General features: G+C 69.5%; 18 protein-coding genes. 13 read left to right on the top strand and 5 right to left on the bottom strand.

The window, feature by feature from the left end:
* Position 1 precedes the first annotated feature (1 nt).
* From GXW79_RS08275 to GXW79_RS08235, 9 genes are all read left to right on the top strand, one after another.
* Positions 2 to 613, top strand: coding sequence for a riboflavin synthase (locus tag GXW79_RS08275; protein WP_211873901.1), 612 nt, complete (start codon positions 2 to 4; stop codon positions 611 to 613).
* The gene (gene ribB, locus GXW79_RS08270; protein WP_367614842.1) at positions 610 to 1,746 is read left to right on the top strand and encodes a 3,4-dihydroxy-2-butanone-4-phosphate synthase; all 1,137 of its coding nucleotides are present in this window, start codon (positions 610 to 612) and stop codon (positions 1,744 to 1,746) included. Before GXW79_RS08275 ends, ribB begins: the two co-directional genes overlap by 4 nt.
* Complete coding sequence (gene ribH, locus GXW79_RS08265; protein WP_211873900.1) at positions 1,743 to 2,234, top strand: 6,7-dimethyl-8-ribityllumazine synthase; 492 nt, start codon at positions 1,743 to 1,745, stop codon at positions 2,232 to 2,234. Before ribB ends, ribH begins: the two co-directional genes overlap by 4 nt.
* Entirely contained in the window at positions 2,177 to 2,698 is a 522-nt protein-coding gene (gene nusB, locus GXW79_RS08260) for a transcription antitermination factor NusB (protein WP_211873899.1), read from the top strand. Before ribH ends, nusB begins: the two co-directional genes overlap by 58 nt.
* A gap of 192 nt (positions 2,699 to 2,890) precedes the next feature.
* Positions 2,891 to 3,832 carry a thiamine-phosphate kinase gene (thiL, locus tag GXW79_RS08255; RefSeq protein WP_211873898.1) on the top strand — a complete coding sequence of 314 codons (942 nt, stop codon included), beginning with the start codon at positions 2,891 to 2,893 and terminating at the stop codon, positions 3,830 to 3,832.
* 22 nt (positions 3,833 to 3,854) lie between these two features.
* Positions 3,855 to 5,012: an MFS transporter gene (locus GXW79_RS08250; RefSeq protein ID WP_367614840.1), complete on the top strand. Its 1,158-nt coding sequence runs from the start codon at positions 3,855 to 3,857 to the stop codon at positions 5,010 to 5,012.
* Positions 5,013 to 5,185: 173 nt separating this feature from the next.
* Complete coding sequence (locus GXW79_RS08245) at positions 5,186 to 5,422, top strand: hypothetical protein (RefSeq protein ID WP_211873896.1); 237 nt, start codon at positions 5,186 to 5,188, stop codon at positions 5,420 to 5,422.
* Positions 5,423 to 5,533: 111 nt separating this feature from the next.
* Positions 5,534 to 6,091: a LemA family protein gene (locus GXW79_RS08240; protein ID WP_211873895.1), complete on the top strand. Its 558-nt coding sequence runs from the start codon at positions 5,534 to 5,536 to the stop codon at positions 6,089 to 6,091.
* Positions 6,092 to 6,100: 9 nt separating this feature from the next.
* Complete coding sequence (locus GXW79_RS08235; protein ID WP_211873894.1) at positions 6,101 to 7,108, top strand: M48 family metallopeptidase; 1,008 nt, start codon at positions 6,101 to 6,103, stop codon at positions 7,106 to 7,108.
* A 21-nt stretch (positions 7,109 to 7,129) separates the two neighbouring features.
* On the opposite strand, the gene GXW79_RS08230 is transcribed toward GXW79_RS08235, so the two are convergent.
* Both GXW79_RS08230 and GXW79_RS08225 read right to left on the bottom strand, forming a co-directional pair.
* Positions 7,130 to 7,795 (bottom strand): DUF882 domain-containing protein, encoded by a 666-nt coding sequence (locus GXW79_RS08230; RefSeq protein ID WP_211873893.1) that lies wholly within the window; start codon positions 7,793 to 7,795, stop codon positions 7,130 to 7,132.
* Positions 7,796 to 7,800: 5 nt separating this feature from the next.
* On the bottom strand, positions 7,801 to 9,312 hold the full coding sequence (locus tag GXW79_RS08225; protein WP_211873892.1) for a L,D-transpeptidase family protein: 1,512 nt from the start codon (positions 9,310 to 9,312) through the stop codon (positions 7,801 to 7,803).
* Positions 9,313 to 9,425: 113 nt separating this feature from the next.
* Between GXW79_RS08225 and GXW79_RS08220 the strand changes: the two genes are divergently transcribed.
* From GXW79_RS08220 to GXW79_RS08205, 4 genes are all read left to right on the top strand, one after another.
* A complete protein-coding gene (locus GXW79_RS08220) occupies positions 9,426 to 10,307 on the top strand; it encodes a TauD/TfdA dioxygenase family protein (protein WP_211873891.1) in 882 nt (293 codons plus the stop codon).
* Positions 10,304 to 11,176 carry a fumarylacetoacetate hydrolase family protein gene (locus GXW79_RS08215; protein ID WP_211873890.1) on the top strand — a complete coding sequence of 291 codons (873 nt, stop codon included), beginning with the start codon at positions 10,304 to 10,306 and terminating at the stop codon, positions 11,174 to 11,176. Before GXW79_RS08220 ends, GXW79_RS08215 begins: the two co-directional genes overlap by 4 nt.
* 84 nt (positions 11,177 to 11,260) lie before the next feature.
* A complete protein-coding gene (locus GXW79_RS08210) occupies positions 11,261 to 12,229 on the top strand; it encodes a Bug family tripartite tricarboxylate transporter substrate binding protein (protein WP_211873889.1) in 969 nt (322 codons plus the stop codon).
* A gap of 5 nt (positions 12,230 to 12,234) precedes the next feature.
* The gene (locus GXW79_RS08205; RefSeq protein WP_211873888.1) at positions 12,235 to 13,326 is read left to right on the top strand and encodes an Ldh family oxidoreductase; all 1,092 of its coding nucleotides are present in this window, start codon (positions 12,235 to 12,237) and stop codon (positions 13,324 to 13,326) included.
* Here GXW79_RS08205 and GXW79_RS08200 read toward each other — a convergent pair.
* From GXW79_RS08200 to GXW79_RS08190, 3 genes are read right to left on the bottom strand one after another with little or no spacing between them, the layout of a single operon-like run.
* Positions 13,323 to 13,634: a hypothetical protein gene (locus tag GXW79_RS08200; protein ID WP_211873887.1), complete on the bottom strand. Its 312-nt coding sequence runs from the start codon at positions 13,632 to 13,634 to the stop codon at positions 13,323 to 13,325. The two genes, GXW79_RS08205 and GXW79_RS08200, sit on opposite strands and share 4 nt — an antisense overlap.
* A gap of 11 nt (positions 13,635 to 13,645) precedes the next feature.
* The gene (locus GXW79_RS08195) at positions 13,646 to 15,010 is read right to left on the bottom strand and encodes an HlyD family type I secretion periplasmic adaptor subunit (protein WP_211873886.1); all 1,365 of its coding nucleotides are present in this window, start codon (positions 15,008 to 15,010) and stop codon (positions 13,646 to 13,648) included.
* 10 nt (positions 15,011 to 15,020) lie between these two features.
* Complete coding sequence (locus GXW79_RS08190; protein ID WP_211873885.1) at positions 15,021 to 16,766, bottom strand: type I secretion system permease/ATPase; 1,746 nt, start codon at positions 16,764 to 16,766, stop codon at positions 15,021 to 15,023.
* Between the last annotated feature and the right edge of the window lie 131 nt (positions 16,767 to 16,897).

The following is a 16,897-nucleotide window of genomic DNA, read 5'->3' as shown; positions in this document are numbered from 1 at the left end:
GATGTTCACCGGGATCATCACGGCGCTGGGCACGGTGCGGGAAGTGCAGCCGATCGGCGGCGGTCACGACATGCGGGTGGTGATCGGCGTCTCGCCCGAATTCCTGGCCGAGCCGCAGCCGGTGGTGATCGGCGCCTCCATCGCCTGCTCGGGCGTCTGCTTCACCGCGGTGCGCATCGGCGCTGATGAATTCGCGATCGACGCCTCAGCGGAGACGCTGTCCAAGACCACGATCGGGGCCTGGGTCGCGGGCACGCGGGTGAACCTCGAACGCTCGCTGCGCGTGGGCGACGAGCTGGGCGGACATATCGTCTCGGGCCATGTCGATGGCGTGGCTGAGGTTGTTTCGGCCGAGGCGGAGAATGCGTCCGTGCGCTGGCGCTTCCGGCTGCCGCCGGGGCTGGAACGGTTCGTCGCGTCGAAGGGCTCCATCGCCATCGAGGGCGTGTCGCTGACGGTGAATGAAATTGACGATGCGGTCTTCGGGGTCAATATCATTCCCCATACCGCGGCGATGACCACGATCGGCACGCTGCGGCCGGGCGCGCGCGTCAACATCGAGATCGACATGCTCGCGCGCTACGTGGCGCGGCTGCGGGAGACGGAAGCGTGAATTCCTCCATCGAGACCACGCGGGCCAACCTGGCGGATTTCATCACGCCGACCGCCGAGCTGCTCGAGGAAGCGCGCGCGGGGAAGATGTTCATCCTGGTCGATGACGAGGACCGCGAGAATGAGGGCGACCTAGTCATCCCGGCGCAGTTCGCGACACCGGATGCGATCAACTTCATGGCCAAGCATGCGCGCGGCCTGATCTGCCTCGCGATGTCCAAGCCGCGCGTCGAGCAGCTGAACCTGCCGCTGATGGCGCAGGCGAACGGCACGCGGCACTCCACCGCCTTCACAGTCAGCATCGAGGCGCGCGACGGCGTCACCACCGGCATCTCCGCCGCCGACCGCGCGCGCACCGTCGCGGTCGCGATCAACCCCGACCTCGGCGCGGAGCACATCGTCACGCCTGGTCACGTCTTCCCGCTGGTGGCGCGCGAAGGCGGCACCCTGGTGCGCGCCGGCCACACCGAGGCGGCGGTGGATTTCGCGCGCCTCGCCGGGCTGAACCCCTCGGGCGTGATCTGCGAGATCATGAACGATGACGGCACCATGGCGCGCATGCCCGACCTGGTCGCCTTCGCGCAGCACCATGGCCTCAAGCTCGGCACCATCGCGGACCTCATCGCGCATCGGCGGCGGACTGAGCGGCTGGTCAAGCGCGTCGAGGAAGGGGTGATCGAGCAGGCGGTCGGCGGCGAATGGCAGGTGATCGTCTATGCCTCGGCCGTCGAGGAGGGTGAGCATATCGCGCTGGTCAAGGGCGACCTGTCCGGGCCAGGGCCGGTTCTGGTGCGCATGCACGCGGCGGGGCTGCTAAACGACCAGATCGCCGGGCGCGGCGTGGCCGAGCTGCACGGCGCGATGCACATGATCGACGCGGCCGGTCGCGGCGTCGTGGTGATCCTGCGCGAATGGAAGCTCACACATCTGTCGGAGCAGGTGCGCGCGCGGCGCGAACGCAAGGTGATGCAGACCAACATCCGTGACCACGGCATCGGCGCGCAGATCCTCGCCGATCTCGGCCTGAGCGACATCATCCGCCTGTCGAACAACCCGCGCCCGCTGATCGCGCTGGAGGGATACGGCTTGAGCGTGATCGAGACGCGCCCCATCCCGGTCGGAGATCCGGCATGAGGACCGAGGGCGAGGCGAAGCCGCTGGCGCTGATGGGCGCCGCGCCGCGCATCCTGGTGATCCAGGCGCCGTATTACCGCACTGTGGTCGAGGGCATGCGCCTGGGTGCAGAGCGCGCGCTGGCGCCGCTGAACGCGGAGGTCGAGGTGGCGGAAGTCGCCGGCGCCTTCGAACTGCCGGCAGCGCTGCGCCTCGCGCTGGAAGCGCAGGGCGTCGAGGACGGGCCGCAATGGGATGGGTTTCTCGTGCTCGGCTGCGTCGTGAAGGGCGAGACGGACCATTACGACTTCATCTGCCAGGCGGTGTGCAAGGGGATCATGGACATCTCGACCGAGACAGGCGCGCCGATCGGTTTCGGCTTGCTGACGGTCGATACGCTCGCCCAGGCCGAGGCGCGTTCGGCCGATGACCAGCACAACAAGGGCATCGAATGTGCGGCCGCCGTGGTGGGCCAGATCAAGCTCGCGCGGCTGTGGGGGTTGCAGTGAGCCGTCCGCGCACCGGGGCGCGCGTCGCCGCGGTGCAGGCGTTGTTCCAGAGCGAACAGAATGGCGAGAGCGCCGAGGCGGTGATGGACCAGTTCATCCGTCACCGCATCGGCCCGCTGGAGGATCGCGGCTACGAGGATGGCCGCGTGCCAGAGGCGACGATCCCGCTGTTCGCGGCGATCGTGCGCGCCGCCGCCGCCGATGGCGCGCGGGTGGACGCACTGATCCGCGAGCGCCTGGCAAAGGAATGGACCCTGGAACGCCTCGACCCGGTGCTGCGCGCGTTGCTGCGCGCAGCTGCGGCGGAGATGCTGACGCCCAAGGAGCCGCCGGCGCGCGTGGTGATCAACGAGTACATGGATGTCGCGCGCGGCTTCATGGACGAGCAGGGGGCGCGCTTTGCGAATGGCGTGCTGGATGCGCTGGCGCATGCGCTGCGACCGGATGAATTTTCGAAGGCGTAGAAGACTGGGGGCAATGAATTTCCCCCAGACCCCCTCTCTTTTGTTTTTGGCCATTGGTGCTGGCTGCGCAGCCAGCACGGACATCACCGCGGTGATGCCACCGTCCGACGTGCATCAAACATTCAAAGAAGAACGAATGGGCGCAACGCAGTGCGTTGCGTGGAGGAAATTCATGTCCTCCATGCTGTCGCCATGACGATCCCGCCCGAATTCTCCCTGATCTACCGCCACTTCCGACCGCTCGCGGCGCCTGGCGCGCTCGACCTTCGCGACGACGCCGCGGTTTTCGCACCGCCGCTCGGCCGCGAGCTCGTGATCGCCGCCGACGCCATGGTGGCCGGGGTGCATTTCCTCCCCGACGACCCGCCGGAGACGGTGGGTCGCAAGCTGCTGCGCGTGAATCTGTCCGACCTAGCCGCCATGGGCGCGACTCCCTTCGGCTACCTCATGACCACTGCCTTCCCCAGGGGCATCGACGATGGCTGGATCGCGCGTTTCGCGGAGGGTCTTGCGCTGGACCAGGGGCTCTTCTCGGTGGGGCTGCTGGGCGGCGACACCGTCTCCACACCGGGTCCGATGACGCTCTCGCTGACCATCCTCGGCCATGTGGCGCCGGGCCGTGCTTTGCGGCGCAGTGGTGCGCGGGTAGGGGATGGCGTGTGGGTGAGCGGGACCATCGGCGACGGCGCATTCGGCTTGCGTGCCATTCGCGGGCAGGTCGCGGATGACGCCGGGTTTCTGGCCGGCCGCTACCGGCTGCCTGAACCGCGCGTCGCACTCGGCCAGGCGCTGGTCGGTGTGGCGCATGCGGCGATGGATGTGTCGGACGGGCTGGTGCAGGATTTTGGCCATATCTGCCGCGAATCCGGCGTCGGCGGCGTGATCGAGGCCGCGCTGGTGCCGCTCTCCGAGCCCACGCGCGCGGCGGCGGCGGGCGAGCACGCGCTGCTCCCGTTCCATGGCGGCGACGACTACGAGCTGATCTTCACCGCGCCCGAAGACGCCGCGGTGCTGGCGCTGGGCATGCCCGTCACGCGCATCGGGCGGGTTGTGGATGCGGAGCAGGGGGTTAGGCTGCTCGACGCAACGGGGGGCGCGATCGACCTGCCGACCAGGGGATGGAGCCACTTCTAACGCCATGGCGCAGGACTCCCGGGTGACCGTTTGGCTGCTGTTTTGCTGCCAGGCGCTGATGAACTCGACCATGGTCGGCCAGGTCGCGATGGGCGCGCTGATCGGGCACACTCTGGCCGAGGACAAGACGCTCGCGACCTTGCCGATGGCGGTGCAGATGACGGCGGTGATGGCCGCCTCCATCCCCGCCAGCATGCTGTTCGCGCGGCTCGGGCGACGGTTCGGCTTCATGGTTGGGGCGTGCTGTTCGATCGTCGGCTCCCTGGTCTTCGCCGCGGGCGTGTGGCGCGGCGATTTCGCGCTGTATTGCCTGGGCGCGGTGCCGGCGGGGCTCGGCTTCGGCATCGCCCAGCATTACCGTTTCGCCGCCGCCGAAGTGGCGCGGCCGGACTACCGCGCGCGCGCCATCTCGCTGGTGATGGCGGGTGGAGTCATCGCGGCGGTGGTGGGCCCCGAGCTGGTCAAGCACACGCGCGAGGCGGTGGGCGGCGTGCTGTTCCTCGGCACCTATCTCACCATCGCCTGCCTGCCGCCGCTGGTCCTTCTGCTGTTGAGCTTCGCCCAGCTGCCGCCCGCGCCCGCGCGGCCGAAGATCAGCACCCCGATCGGCGAGATCATCGCGCGCCCGGCGTTCATCGCGGCCGCCGGCGCGGGGCTCGTCGCCTATGGCACGATGAACCTGGTGATGACCTCGACACCGATCGAGATGATGTTCTGCGGCTTTGGCGTTGATGCCTCGGCGACGATCATCCAGATCCATGCGCTGGCGATGTTCGCCCCTGGCTTCTTCACCGGCCGGCTGATCCAGCGCTTCGGCGTGCGCACCATCATCGTGGCCGGCGCGGTACTGACGGCGGGGTGCGTGGTGGCGAATGTCGCGGGTGCGAGCTTCGCCCATTTCGGGGTGGCGCTGGCGCTGCTGGGGCTGGGGTGGAACTTCATGTTCGTGGGCGCGACGGCGCTGTTGGCCACCAGCCACGCGCCCGAGGAACGGGTGCGCGCACAGGCGGCGAACGACTTCATCGTCTTCGGCACGGTCGCCTGCACTGCCTTCCTCTCGGGCGCACTGCATGCCCAGGCGGGCTGGGCGATGCTGAACCTGATGCTACTGCCGGCGCTGGCCGTGGCGCTGGGGCTGGTGCGCTGGCAGGCGATGCGCGGCCGCGTCGCGAGCGCGTAGGAAAGTCAGGGCACCTCGGGAACACGGCGGTGCAGCCTCTCAGGGTGCCCCGCGAATGTCATCACGGCGCCGCGACGGCCGGCTGGCTGCAGCGCCGGCGCCGTGTCATCGTTGCGCTCTCGGAGCCGATTCTCGGCGGACCGGACGGAGCTTTGGCGATGATTCGAACCTCGATGGCATTGGTCGTGGCGCTGCTGGCCTGCGGCGCGGCGCGGGCGGAATGCACGACGGAAATCGCCGGCCAGAAGGTCGCCATTCTCGCAGAGCTGATGCCCGCCCTGATCCAGACCAACCCTGCCGCCGCACAGCGAATCGACGCCGAGGTCGTGCCGATGCTGCAGCTCAACACCGTCAATGACGCGATCTGCGAGCGGCTTGACGCGCTGATCGTCATTGCGCGCGAGGGCTGAGGCCCGCGCCCAGTTTGGCGCGGCGATGCCGCGGCGGCGCACCGACAGGCGGGCAATGTCATCCGGTGAGGAATTGCTCTAGCCTTGGCGGATCATCCCCAAGGTGCCCGCATGAAATGGATCGTCCTTGGCGTCGTCGGCGCCATCATCCTGTGGCTCTTCCTCGCCTATAACCGCCTCGTCTCGCTCCGCCAGGTCACCAACCAGGCGTGGTCGGATGTCGACGTGCAGCTCAAACAGCGCCACGACCTGGTGCCGAACCTGGTCGAGGTGGTGAAGGGCTATGTCGCGCATGAACGCGGCACGCTTGAGGCGGTGGTCGCCGCGCGCAACGCGGCGGTGCGCGCCGATGGGCCGGCGGCGGCGGGTGTCGCCGAGGGCGCGCTGAACGCCTCGCTCCGCCAGATCTTCGCGCTGGCCGAGAACTACCCCGACCTCAAGGCCAATGCGAACTTCCTCGGCCTGCAGAACGAGCTTTCCGACCTCGAGAACAAGATCGCGGCGGCGCGGCGCTTCTTCAACAACGCCGTCTCCGAATACAACGCCATGCGCGAGAGCATCCCTGCGGTCGCCTTCGCGAATTCCGTCGGCTTCAAGGAGCGCGGCTTCTTCGAATTGAGCGAGGCGGACAAGGCCGCGGTGCAGGTCGTGCCGTCGGTGAAGTTCTGAGGCAGGGTCGTGGGCGCCTACGGGCTGCGGACGCATATCTGGAACAACCTGTGGAAATCCGGCCTGCTGCTCGCCGGCTTTCCCGTACTGCTCGCGATCATGGCCTATGGGCTCGCGCTGATCTTCAACGACGACCCGCGCGGGCTGGCCTCGGCACTGCGCTCCTCGGCGGCGCAGTGGCCGTATTTCTTCGGGTTCGCCTGCATCGGCGCGCTGATCTGGTTCGCCATCGCCTGGGTCGCGAACCAAGCGATCATCGACGGTATCACCGGCGCGCGCCGGGTGACCCGCAGCGAGGAGCCGCTGCTGTGGAACACGCTCGAGGCGCTGTGCATCTCGCGCGGGATCGCCATGCCGCGCCTGGCGGTGATCGAGACGCCGGAGCGCAACGCCTTCGCCTCGGGCCTGTCACGCAACAAGGGCGCCGTGACGGTAACGCGGGGCCTGCTGCAGGCACTCGACGAGGCCGAGCTGCGCGGCGTGCTGGCGCATGAGCTGACCCATATCCGCAACGGCGATGCGCGGCTGCTGGTGATCGCGGCGGTGTTCTCGGGGGTGATCTCGCTGGTGGCGCAGATGCTGTTCCGCGGCATGCGGTTCCGTGGCGGCGACCGGCGCGGCAGCATGGCGGCGACGATCATCGGCTTCGTGGTGGTCTCCTTCGCCTGGGGGCTGGGCTTCGTGCTGCAGCTCGCGCTGTCGCGGCGGCGGGAATTCCTCGCCGATGCTGGTGCGGTTGAGCTGACGCAGGACGCCGACGGAATGATCGCCGCACTGCGCCGGATCGAGGGGCAGAGCGCCATGCCGGCGATCCCCGGGCAAGTGCGCGCGATGTTCCTTGACGATCCACCGGGGCAGGGATGGCTCGCCTCGCTCACCGCGACGCATCCCCCGATCGCGGCGCGCGTCGCCGCACTGGTGCGCTATGCCGGCGGCCATGACCTGGCGGCGCCGGCGACCACCGTCCCACCATGGACCGGCGCCTTCAGCGAAAAGCCGCGCAATCCCTGGACGTGATTGGTTGCCGCGCGCGCCGCATTACCAGCGCCGCGCCGGCCCGCAATCCACGTGGACGAAGCCGGAGCTGTACAGCCCGATGCCGCCGGTCTGCAGCTCGGCGGCCAGGCGCGCAAGGGCGAGCGGCGGCCGGTCCGCGAGGCGCACGTCGGCGGCCATGCCGGACATGTGCAGCGACACGCGCGAGACCCGGCGCGAGCGCGCTGCGCCGGCGGCGTTGGTCTCGGGCGTGCGGTAGCCGCTGAGCAGCTCGTAGGGTTCCTGGCTGCCGATGACGCCGTGCAGCCGCGCAAGGATGTCGAACAGGCGCGGGTCCATCGGTGTCGCCTCGTCGCGGCCAGGATCGCGGAAGACGGCGTTCAGCTTCGCCATCGCCTCGCGGTCGTAGCGGCCGTTCTGCCAATAGACGCCCGAGAAGCTGTCGCCGGTGGCACCGCGGCGCACGCGCAAGCTGCGCGGCGGGCCGGAGGCGAGCGAGGCCGGCCCGGGATCACGGCCGCGGCGATAGGAATCCGCCCCGGCCGAGGTCGTGGTCGGGCCGGGGCTGGTGGAAGCGTCGGGTGCGCAGGCGGCGGCGCTCAGCGTGAGCAGGCCAGCCGCGCCGCGCAGCCAGGCGCGGCGGGGCAGGGCGGGCGCGGTGTCGGTCTGGGCGTCGGCGCAGCAGGGGCAGGCTTCGATGAAACGCATAAGGGTCAACGACTCGCGGTGCGGGTGCGGGTGGATGCGGCATCCATCGCACGAACGTAGGTCGCGTCGTGATTATACAAATCGTGGCGCAGCACCACCCCGCCATCCCTCACGATCGCGGTGGTGTAGATCAGCGCCACCGGAACGGTCCGCGTGATGGCAGTGCCGGACGTCGCGCGGCTGTCGAGCACGCGCTGGGCCCGCGCCCGGTCCCAGCCCGGCGTGCCGGACAGAGCGGCGTCGAGCATTTCCATCGGCCGTTCGAGCCGGATGCAGCCCGAGGAGAAGGCACGGTCCGGGCGGCGGAACAGATGCCGGTCCGGCGTGTCGTGCATGTAGATGTCCTCGCCATTGGGCATGATGAACTTGATGCGGCCGAGCGCATTCGTGTCACCAGCGTCCTGGCGGATGAAATAGGGGAAGTTGTTGCGGTTCATCGCGGTCCAATCGACCGTGGTTGCGTCCACGACCGTCCGCACGCCGTCGACATTGCCGTAGAGGCGGAAGCCGCGCGCCTGCATCCCCGCCGGGTCGCGCTGGAAGCGCGGCAGCAGGTCCTGGCGCGCGTTGCGCTCGGGCACGCCCCAGCTCGGGTTGAACTGCACCGCGTTCATGCGCACGCGCATCAGCGGCGTGGCGCGATCGGGCCGGCCGACGATGACCGCCATGTCCAGCACGGGCGTGCTGCCTTCGAGCAACTGCAGGCGCTGGTGCGGCAGGTTCACCTCAATGCGGCGATGCGTCTCCGGCGCTGCCAGGCCGCGGCGCATGTCGATATTGGCGCGCAGCTGCATCACGCGGCTATCGAGCGGGCGGTTCAGCGCGGCGAGGGTGATGCGGCCGATGCGGCCATCGGCCTCATAGCCTTCGCGGGCCTGCCAGCGCTTGACGGCCTCGACGAGGGGCTCGTCGTAGAGCGCCGGGTCCGGAGCGGGGAGTGCGGCGAGTGCCGGCTCCTCGATGGCGAGGCGGGCGCGCAGCAGGGGCATGCGGCGGGCGTCGGTGCTGCCGGGCTCGATGGTGTGCGGGCCCTCGGTGGGGATGGCCTGGGCGGGGCCGCGGGCGACGATGGCACGCGCCTCGGCCAGGGCCGCGCGCAGCGGGGCGATCTCGGGGTGGTGCAGGGCCGCACGTTCGAGCGTGGCGGCCGGGTTGGCGGTGCTGGCGAGCTCGGCGCGCCAGGGTTCCAGCATGTGCGCGGTCGCGTCGCGGCGGATGTCGGGGCGGCCGCCGATGGCGCGCGCGCGGCCATGCAGCAGGTCGACCATGGCCGCGTCGGCGGCATTGGCGAGCATGGCGCGGTAGAGCGTGGGGTCGGACGTGGCCAGCGCCTCCTCGGGAATGGCGTAGTGGCGCGGGTCCAGGCCATCCGCGTCCAACGCGCGAAGGCGGGCGGCGAGGGCGGCGAGCCCGGCCTGCGGGGCGGCCAGGGTGGTGCCTTGCGCGCGCACCGTGGCGGGCAGCAGGACGGGCGCGCAGAGCGCGAGGGCGAACGCGAGGGACCGGAGGATGCGCATGGGATTTCCATACCGAAACGTCGATTGTTTGCCAAGGATTCCAAGGGTTCCGGGCGCAGTTGACGGCGCAGTGTGGCCGGCAGACCCTTCCCTCCAAGAACAGGAGGACGGCCATGGAGATCACACCGAACAATGCCGGGCTCGGCGCGCGCGTCGAGGGGATCGATCTCGCACAGCCGCTGGGCGACGCGGCGCGGCGCGATGTGCTGCGCGCGCTGGGCCATTACGGGGTGCTGTGCTTTCCGAACCAGGATCTGGACGCTCCGGCGGTGAGCACCTTCGGGTCGCGCTTCGGCGACCTCGAGGTCAACGTCGCGAACATGTTCCACGCGCCGGGCCACCCCGAGGTGATGATCCTGTCCAATGAGCGGGATGCGGCGGGCAAGCCCGTGGGCCTGTCCGATGCGGGGCAGGGCTGGCACACCGATATGAGCTATTCGCACGACATCGCGCTAGCCAACGTGCTGCATGCGAAGCGCGTGCCGCGGCGCGACGGGCGGGTGCTGGGGGCGACGCAGTTCCGCAACCAGCACGCCGCCTATGACACGCTGCCGGAGGAAGTGCGGCAGCGGCTGGAGGGTCGCTTCGCGGTGCATGATTTCGAGAAGTTCTGGGATGTCATGCGCGCGCGGCCTGGCAGCATCCGCAAGGCGCTGACCGAGGCGCAGAAGGCGGCCAAGCCGCCCGTGCGCCAGCCCATCTTCCGGGTGCATCCGGTCACCGGCCGGCGGGTGCTGTACTGCAATCCCGGCTACGCGATGCACATCGAGGGTCTGGAGCGCGCCGAGAGCGACGCGCTGCTGGGCTTCCTGTTCCGCCACCAGAGCGAGGCGCGCTTTCTCTACAGCCACCTGTGGAGCGAGGGCGACGTGCTGATGTGGGACAATATCGGCACGACCCACAACGCGGTGGCCGATTACGCGGAGGATGAGCCACGCTTCATCCTCCGCGTGCAGGTGATGGCGAGCCTCGACTACGCGGCGCTTGCGGCGTGAGGCTCGCGCGGACGGAGGCTGGGCTGTGTGGCATCCTCGGCGAGGCGCTGGTGCCGTTGCAGGCGGCTCTGGATGCAGCGGCGGGCGAGGGGGCCGCGGTGTTGCCGACGGACATGGTCGCGCTGCTGGACGACGAAGCGGCCATGACGGCTTGCGCGCGGGCCCTGGCCTTCACGGCACGGCCGGAGAATGCGGCGTTGCGGCGGCCAATCGCGGGCCTGTTGGCGCCGCTGGTGCCGGGAAAGATCCTGGGAGTGGGGCGGAACTACGGGGCGCATGCGGCGGAGGTCGGTGGGCCGAAGCTGGAGGCGCCACGGATCTTCCTCAAGCCGTCTTCTTCGGTGTGTGGGCCGGGGACGCTGGTGCACATCCCGCCTTCGGTGACGAAGCCGGATTGGGAGGTGGAGCTGGCGGTCGTCATCGGGCGCGAGGCGTCGGGGGTGATGGAGAGCCAGGCGTTGGATCATGTGGCGGGGTATACGGTGCTGAATGATGTCTCGGCGCGGGAGTTCCAGTTCGACCAGCCCTTGCCCATGACGAGTTTCGCGAAGGGGCTCGACGGGTTCTGCCCGATAGGTCCGTGGATCGTGACGGCTGATGAATTCGGCGAGCCATGGCAGGTTGGATTGGAGTGCCGCCTGAACGGGGAGGTGGTGCAGGAGGGGAATACGCGCGACCTGATCTTCTCGGTGGCCGCGCTGATTGCATATCTGTCGCGATTTCTGGTGTTGCGGACGGGCGACGTGATCGCGACCGGCACGCCGAGCGGCAGCGGGCATTTCCGCAAGCCGCCGCGCTATCTGGGCAGCGGCGATCGGATGGCTCTCTCGGTCGAGGGCATCGGCGTCCTGGATCACGGAATCGCCTAGTGCCGTGGACCAATCGATAAAAATAGAAGATTGGGGGTCTGGGGGAAATTCATTTCCCCCAGTCTTCCTTGGGGGAGGGGCTTCATGGTTCGCCTGATCGCTGTCTTGCTGCTACTTTCGGGCGTTGCATCGGCGCAGCCGCGCCTGGGCGAGTACCCCGCGCGCCCTGTCCGGGTGCTCGTGGCGCTGGCGGCCGGCGGCAATGCGGACATCAATGCGCGCCTGATCTCGACGGCGTTGTCTGCGCGGCTCAGCCAGCAATTCGTGGTGGAGAATCGCCCGTCAGGCGGCGGCATCGTGGCGTTCGGCGAGTTGGCGCGTGCGGCGCCGGATGGGCATACCTTGCTGGTGGGTGCGCTCGGTAGCCACGCCTTGAATGTGGGGTTGTATCGCTCGCTCGCGGTTCATCCGCTGACGGGTGTGGACCACATCACCATCAGCAGCCATTCGGCGATCGCGGTGGCGGTGCATCCGTCGCTTGGTGTGACGACGCTGGCCGAGTTCCGGGCGGTGCTTCTGTCGCGCCCAGGACAGTTCACCTACGGGTCCTCGGGGAACGGGACGACGGGCCATATCGCCGGCGCGATGCTTGTGTCGCTGTTGGGGGTGGAGGCGGTGCATGTGCCGTATCGCGGTTCGGCGGCCGCGTTCACGGATCTCGCGGGTGGGCGGACCTCGTTCCAGGCGGACACGATCAGTTTTCTCTCCGACCACATCCGCGCCGGAACGGTGCGGGGCATCGTGATCGCGACGCCGGTCCGCAGCCGGATGGCGCCGGAGGTTCCGACGAGCGCCGAGGCAGGCCTGCCGGCCTACCAGGCGACGACGTGGGCGCCGTGGTCGGCCACGCTCGGCACGCCGCTCCCGGTGCGGCAGTTCCTCTATGAGCAGATCGCGGAGGTGCTGAAGCTGCCCGATGTACGCGACCGCCTGGTGGCGGTGGGCAACACCATTCCGGAGGGGATGAACCCCGAGGCGACGCGGGCGTTCATCGGCAGCGAGATCGAGCGCTGGGTGCCGATTGTGCGGGCAACTGGGGCGAGTGTGGATTGATGGCGATGCACGCAAGCGAAGCGTCGGTCCGGGCGCAGATCCTGGCCATTCTCGGCGCCTGGGGGATGCCCCAGGACATCGCCGCGGTGACGGCGGAGGTGATGGTCGAGACCGACTTGATGGGCATCGACAGCCACGGCATCTCGATGGTGATGATGTATGACGGCATGCGCCGTGACGGGCAGCTGAAGCTCGACGCGCGGCCCATCGTGGAGCGCGATGCGGGCGCGGTGGTGCTGATGGATGGCGGCGCGGCGCTGGGCCATTTCGCGTGCTGGAGCGGGATGCGCCTCGCCATCGGCAAGGCGCGGGCGCATGGCGTGGGCATCGTCGCGGTGCGCAACTCGCATCATTTCGGCGCGGCGGGGTATTACGCGCGCATGGCGTCCGATGCCGGGATGATCGGGCTGGTGACGAGCTCGGCGCGCAACCTGCTGATGGTGCCGACGCGGGGCGCGGAGCCGATGCTGGGGACCAACCCGATCGCCTTCGCGGCCCCCGCGGCCAGCGAGCGTCCCTTTGTGCTGGACATGGCGACCACGACGGTCGCAGGCAACAAGGTCAAGGTCTACCACCTCAAGGACAAGCCGCTGCCGGAGGGCTGGGTGCTCGATGAGGCCGGCACGCCGGTGGTCGATCCGCATGAGGGCTATGATCGGCTGTTCAACGCGAAGGGCGGCGGGATCTCGCCGCTGGGCGGGACGGCGGCAATGGGCAGCCACAAGGGCTATGGCCTTGCCATGATGGCGCATGTCCTGGCCGCGACGCTGCCGGGCGCGGCTTTCCCTGCCGTGCACAAGGCGCGCCGCGCGCCGGGCGAGGGCGACGACATCGGCCATTTCGTCATGGCGCTGAACCCTGGCGCGATCCGCGAGGAGGGAGCCTTCGAGGCGCAGATGGCCGCCGAGATCGCGGTCCTGCGCGGCACGCGGCCGGCGGAGCAGGGCGTGCCGGTGATGATCCCAGGCGACCCCGAGGATAGCGAGCGTGCGCGCCGGCTCGCGCAGGGCATCCCGCTGCCTGACGCGCTGGTCGCGCATGTGCGCGAGATCGCGGCCGGGTGCGGCGCGGCCTTCGTGCTGGAGGCGGTCGCCTAGTTCTTGTCGCCGAAGCGGAACGCGCCCGGCGAGAGCGTCGGGCCACCCAGCTGGGGCGGGTTCTCCTGCTGCGGCGCGGTCGGTACGGCCGCGGCGGCCGCAGCCTGCGCCTTCTCCTGCAGCTGCTTGAGCATCTGCACCAGCCCGTTCGCCAGGGCCGGCAGCTGCGTCACCGGCACGCACAGCTGTGCCACGGGCACGGTTTTCCCCTCCGCACCCGTCTGCGCCAGCGTGATGCGTGCGACGCCGTTGGCGATCGCGATGTCGGACATGCCGTCAGCGAAGATCATATTGGCGGTGGCGGTCATGGCGGCGTGTCCTATTGTTCGCGGAAGGCGCGGTGGAAACTGTCCAGCACCGGCTGGACCATGTACCGCGCGAAGCTGCGCTGGCCGATCTGCACCATGGCCTCCACCGGCATTCCGGGGACCAGCGTCACCCCCTGCAGGCGCGCGAGCTGATCGCGGTCGATCATGATCTGTGCGCGGTAGTAAGTGGCCCGCGTGCGCTCGTCGAAGGTGACGTCGGAAGCGACGAAGGTGACGTGGCCGTGCAGGAAGGGCACCAGGCGCTGCTTGAAGGCGGGCAGCCGCACCTCGGCCTGCAGGCCCACATGCACCACGTCGATGTCGTTGGGCTGCACATTCACTTCCGCGATCAGCCGGTCCTGGGCGGGCACCAGGTCCATGACCGGGTCGCCGGCGCGCACCACCGCACCCATGGTGAAGAAACGCAGGCCCAGAACGGTGCCGTCCTCGGGGGCCAGGATGTCGCGGCGGGTGGAGATGTCGGTCGCCGCGCGCATCCGCTCCTCGGCTTCGGCGAGGCGGGTGCGGAGGTCGCGAAGCTCCGTGCTCGCATCCTGCATCCGGGTGTCCTGGATCTGCCGGATGGTGCTCTCGGCCTCCACGATGGCACCGCGCGAGCGTTCGATCTGGCCGCGCAGATCGGTGTCGGTGCCGACCAGGGCGGCAGCGCTGCGCTGCAGGGCCAGCAGCTGCGGCAGGCGCTGCAGGCCCTGCTGGACCAAGCCGCGGGTGATCTCCTCCTCGCGCCGGATCAGGTCCAGCTGCGCGATGGTGGCGCGGTACTGGCCCTCGGCGGAGGAGATGGTGGAGCGGCTCTGCGCGATGCGCGCTTCCTGCACCTGGATCTGGCTGGCGAGTGCGGTGGCACGCGCCTCGAACAGTGCGGTCTGGCCGGCGATGGCATCGCGGGCGCGCGGGTCCGTGCTCTCGGCGAGTTCGGCGGGGAAGTCGATGCGACCCGCCCGCGAGAGCTCGGCGGTCAGCCGCGCATCCTGGGCACGGAACGACCACAGCTGGCTGCGCAGCGTCTCGAGCGTCGCGCCGGACTGGACGTCGTCGAGCCGCATCAGCGGCTGCCCGCGCGTCACCCGGTCGCCGTCGCGTACCATGATCTCACGCACGATCCCGCCTTCGAGGTGCTGGATGGTGCGGCGCTGGCCCTCGACCTTGATGATGCCCGGCGCGACGGCGGCCTCCGACAGCGGCGCCATCAGCGACCAGGCGACGAAGCTGCCGAAGAACACGGCGATGGCGAGGATGCCGAACAGGATCAGCCCCCCGGTGCGGGGACGCCCGGCGAGTTCGATCGGGATCGCGGCGCGCGCATCGGCGAGAGCCGGAACGCTTGCGTTGGTCGGCGACAGGGTGGTGCTCATGCCGCGACCCTCACTGTGCGACCCTTTGCGGCGGCGTGGGTGTGGGACCGGCGACCTCGGCGGCGCGGGGCTGCATCAGCTTCTTCAGCACCTCCGCGCGGGGTCCGAACATCTCGACTGCGCCATCCTTGAGGAGCAGCACCTTGTCCACGCCCTGAACGAGCGAGGGCCGGTGCGAGACCAGCACCACGGTACACCCGCTCTCCTTCAGCGCACCCAGGCCGCGGACCAGGGCGGCCTCGGCATCGCCGTCGAGGTTCGAGTTGGGCTCGTCCAGCACGACCAGGCGGGGGCGGCCATAGGCGGCGCGCGCGAGGCCTATCAGCTGGCGCTGGCCGCCCGACAGGTGCTGGCCACCATCGCCGATTTCGGTGTCGTAGCCATTGGGCAGGCGCAGGATCATCTCATGGCAGCCGGCGATGCGGGCGGCCTCGAACACGGCCTCGGGGTCGCCCTCGGTCATGCGGGCGATGTTCATCTTCACGCTGCCGTCGAACAATTCCACATCCTGGGGCAGGTAGCCGACATGGCGGCCGAAATCCTCGCGCATCCAGGTGAACACGTCGGCACCGTCGAGACGGACATTGCCGACAGAAGGCTGAAGCGTGCCGATTAGCATGCGGATCAGCGTGGTCTTGCCCGCCGCCGAGGGCCCGATGACCGCCAGGCTCTCGCCGGCGTCGAGGGTGAAGTTCACCCCCTTGATCATGGCCGCCTGCTGGCCGGGGAAGGCGTAGGACACGCGCTCGACCGCGACATGGCCGACGGGGGCGGGCAGCTTCATGCCCTGCGGGCGGATGCGCGGCTGCTGCAGGAAGCCATCGAGGCGCATCCAGCTCTGCCGCGCCTGGACCAGCTGCTTCCACCCGCCGATCAGCTGCTCCACCGGGGCGAGCGCGCGGCCCATGATGATGGAGGCCGCGATCGAGGCGCCGGCGGTCAGCTCCTGCTGCAAGGTCAGGTAGGCGCCAACGCCGAGGATCGCGATCTGCACGGTCAGGCGGAAGAACTTGGTGAGCGCGAGCAGCACCGCGGCGCGGTCGGCGGCCTTCGCCTGGGCGGGGGTCAGCTCCGCCTGGCTTTCGTGCCAGCGCGCCATGATGGCGGGCTGCATGCCCATCGAGTCGATCACCTCGGCGTTGCGCATCATCGCCTCGGCGCGGCGCTGGCTGACCATGGACGCCGAGCCGGCGGTCTTGAGCAGCGAGGAGGTGACGAGCTCGGAAAGCAGCGTCAGGCCGAACAGGATGACCGCGCCCGCAAGCGCGATGCAGCCCATGATCGGGTGGAGCAGGAAGATGACGGCGAGGAACACCGGCACCCAGGGCACGTCGTACAGCGCGAGCATGCCCGGCGAGCCGAGATAGCCGCGCAGCACCGCGAGGTCGCGCAGCGCCTCCATCCGGTAGGGGCGGCCGCGCAGCTGGGCTTCCAGAGCGCGGGCGAAGCCCTCCGGCGCAACGCGGCGTTCCACCCATTGCCCAAGCCGCTGCATGACTAGGCTGCGCACCGCCTCAAGTACGGCCAGCAGCCCGATGGCGGCGATGGTGATGAGCGTGAGGTAGAGCAGCGTGTCCAGGCTGCGGCTGCCCAGCACCCGGTCGAACACCTGCATCATATAGACCGAGACGGTCAGCTGCAGCGCGTTGACGATGCCGCTGAAGACGCCGACCGAGAGGAATTCCGAGCGGCAGGCGGCGAGCGCGCGCTGGAGCGGTGTCTTGGTGGGCGGGGCGCTGCGGAGCGACTGGGACATTGGGCCTCGATGACAGGGGCCGGGCAGGCCCTGGGGCGATAGGAACCCGGGTTACGTTAGCAAAGTCCTTAGGTCGCGCCGTTTGGCACGACGGTGCCGCGCTGTCTGCGGGCGAAACTATGACAATCCCG

Source organism: Plastoroseomonas arctica (genome assembly GCF_018128965.1).
GTDB lineage: Bacteria > Pseudomonadota > Alphaproteobacteria > Acetobacterales > Acetobacteraceae > Plastoroseomonas > Plastoroseomonas arctica.
This window is presented reverse-complemented; position numbering and strand designations above follow the sequence as displayed.

What these genes read in the sequence shown, in the direction of transcription:
- GXW79_RS08210 (WP_211873889.1), top strand. Translation starts at nt 11,261, where the DNA reads ATGGTTCGCCTGATCGCTGTCTTGCTGCTACTTTCGGGCGTTGCATCG.
- GXW79_RS08190 (WP_211873885.1), bottom strand. Translation starts at nt 16,766, where the DNA reads ATGTCCCAGTCGCTCCGCAGCGCCCCGCCCACCAAGACACCGCTCCAG.
- GXW79_RS08240 (WP_211873895.1), top strand. Translation starts at nt 5,534, where the DNA reads ATGAAATGGATCGTCCTTGGCGTCGTCGGCGCCATCATCCTGTGGCTC.
- ribH (WP_211873900.1), top strand. Translation starts at nt 1,743, where the DNA reads ATGAGGACCGAGGGCGAGGCGAAGCCGCTGGCGCTGATGGGCGCCGCG.
- GXW79_RS08205 (WP_211873888.1), top strand. Translation starts at nt 12,235, where the DNA reads ATGCACGCAAGCGAAGCGTCGGTCCGGGCGCAGATCCTGGCCATTCTC.
- nusB (WP_211873899.1), top strand. Translation starts at nt 2,177, where the DNA reads ATGTGCGGCCGCCGTGGTGGGCCAGATCAAGCTCGCGCGGCTGTGGGG.
- GXW79_RS08195 (WP_211873886.1), bottom strand. Translation starts at nt 15,010, where the DNA reads ATGAGCACCACCCTGTCGCCGACCAACGCAAGCGTTCCGGCTCTCGCC.
- GXW79_RS08220 (WP_211873891.1), top strand. Translation starts at nt 9,426, where the DNA reads ATGGAGATCACACCGAACAATGCCGGGCTCGGCGCGCGCGTCGAGGGG.
- GXW79_RS08200 (WP_211873887.1), bottom strand. Translation starts at nt 13,634, where the DNA reads ATGACCGCCACCGCCAATATGATCTTCGCTGACGGCATGTCCGACATC.
- thiL (WP_211873898.1), top strand. Translation starts at nt 2,891, where the DNA reads ATGACGATCCCGCCCGAATTCTCCCTGATCTACCGCCACTTCCGACCG.
- GXW79_RS08245 (WP_211873896.1), top strand. Translation starts at nt 5,186, where the DNA reads ATGGCATTGGTCGTGGCGCTGCTGGCCTGCGGCGCGGCGCGGGCGGAA.
- GXW79_RS08225 (WP_211873892.1), bottom strand. Translation starts at nt 9,312, where the DNA reads ATGCGCATCCTCCGGTCCCTCGCGTTCGCCCTCGCGCTCTGCGCGCCC.
- GXW79_RS08275 (WP_211873901.1), top strand. Translation starts at nt 2, where the DNA reads ATGTTCACCGGGATCATCACGGCGCTGGGCACGGTGCGGGAAGTGCAG.
- GXW79_RS08230 (WP_211873893.1), bottom strand. Translation starts at nt 7,795, where the DNA reads ATGCGTTTCATCGAAGCCTGCCCCTGCTGCGCCGACGCCCAGACCGAC.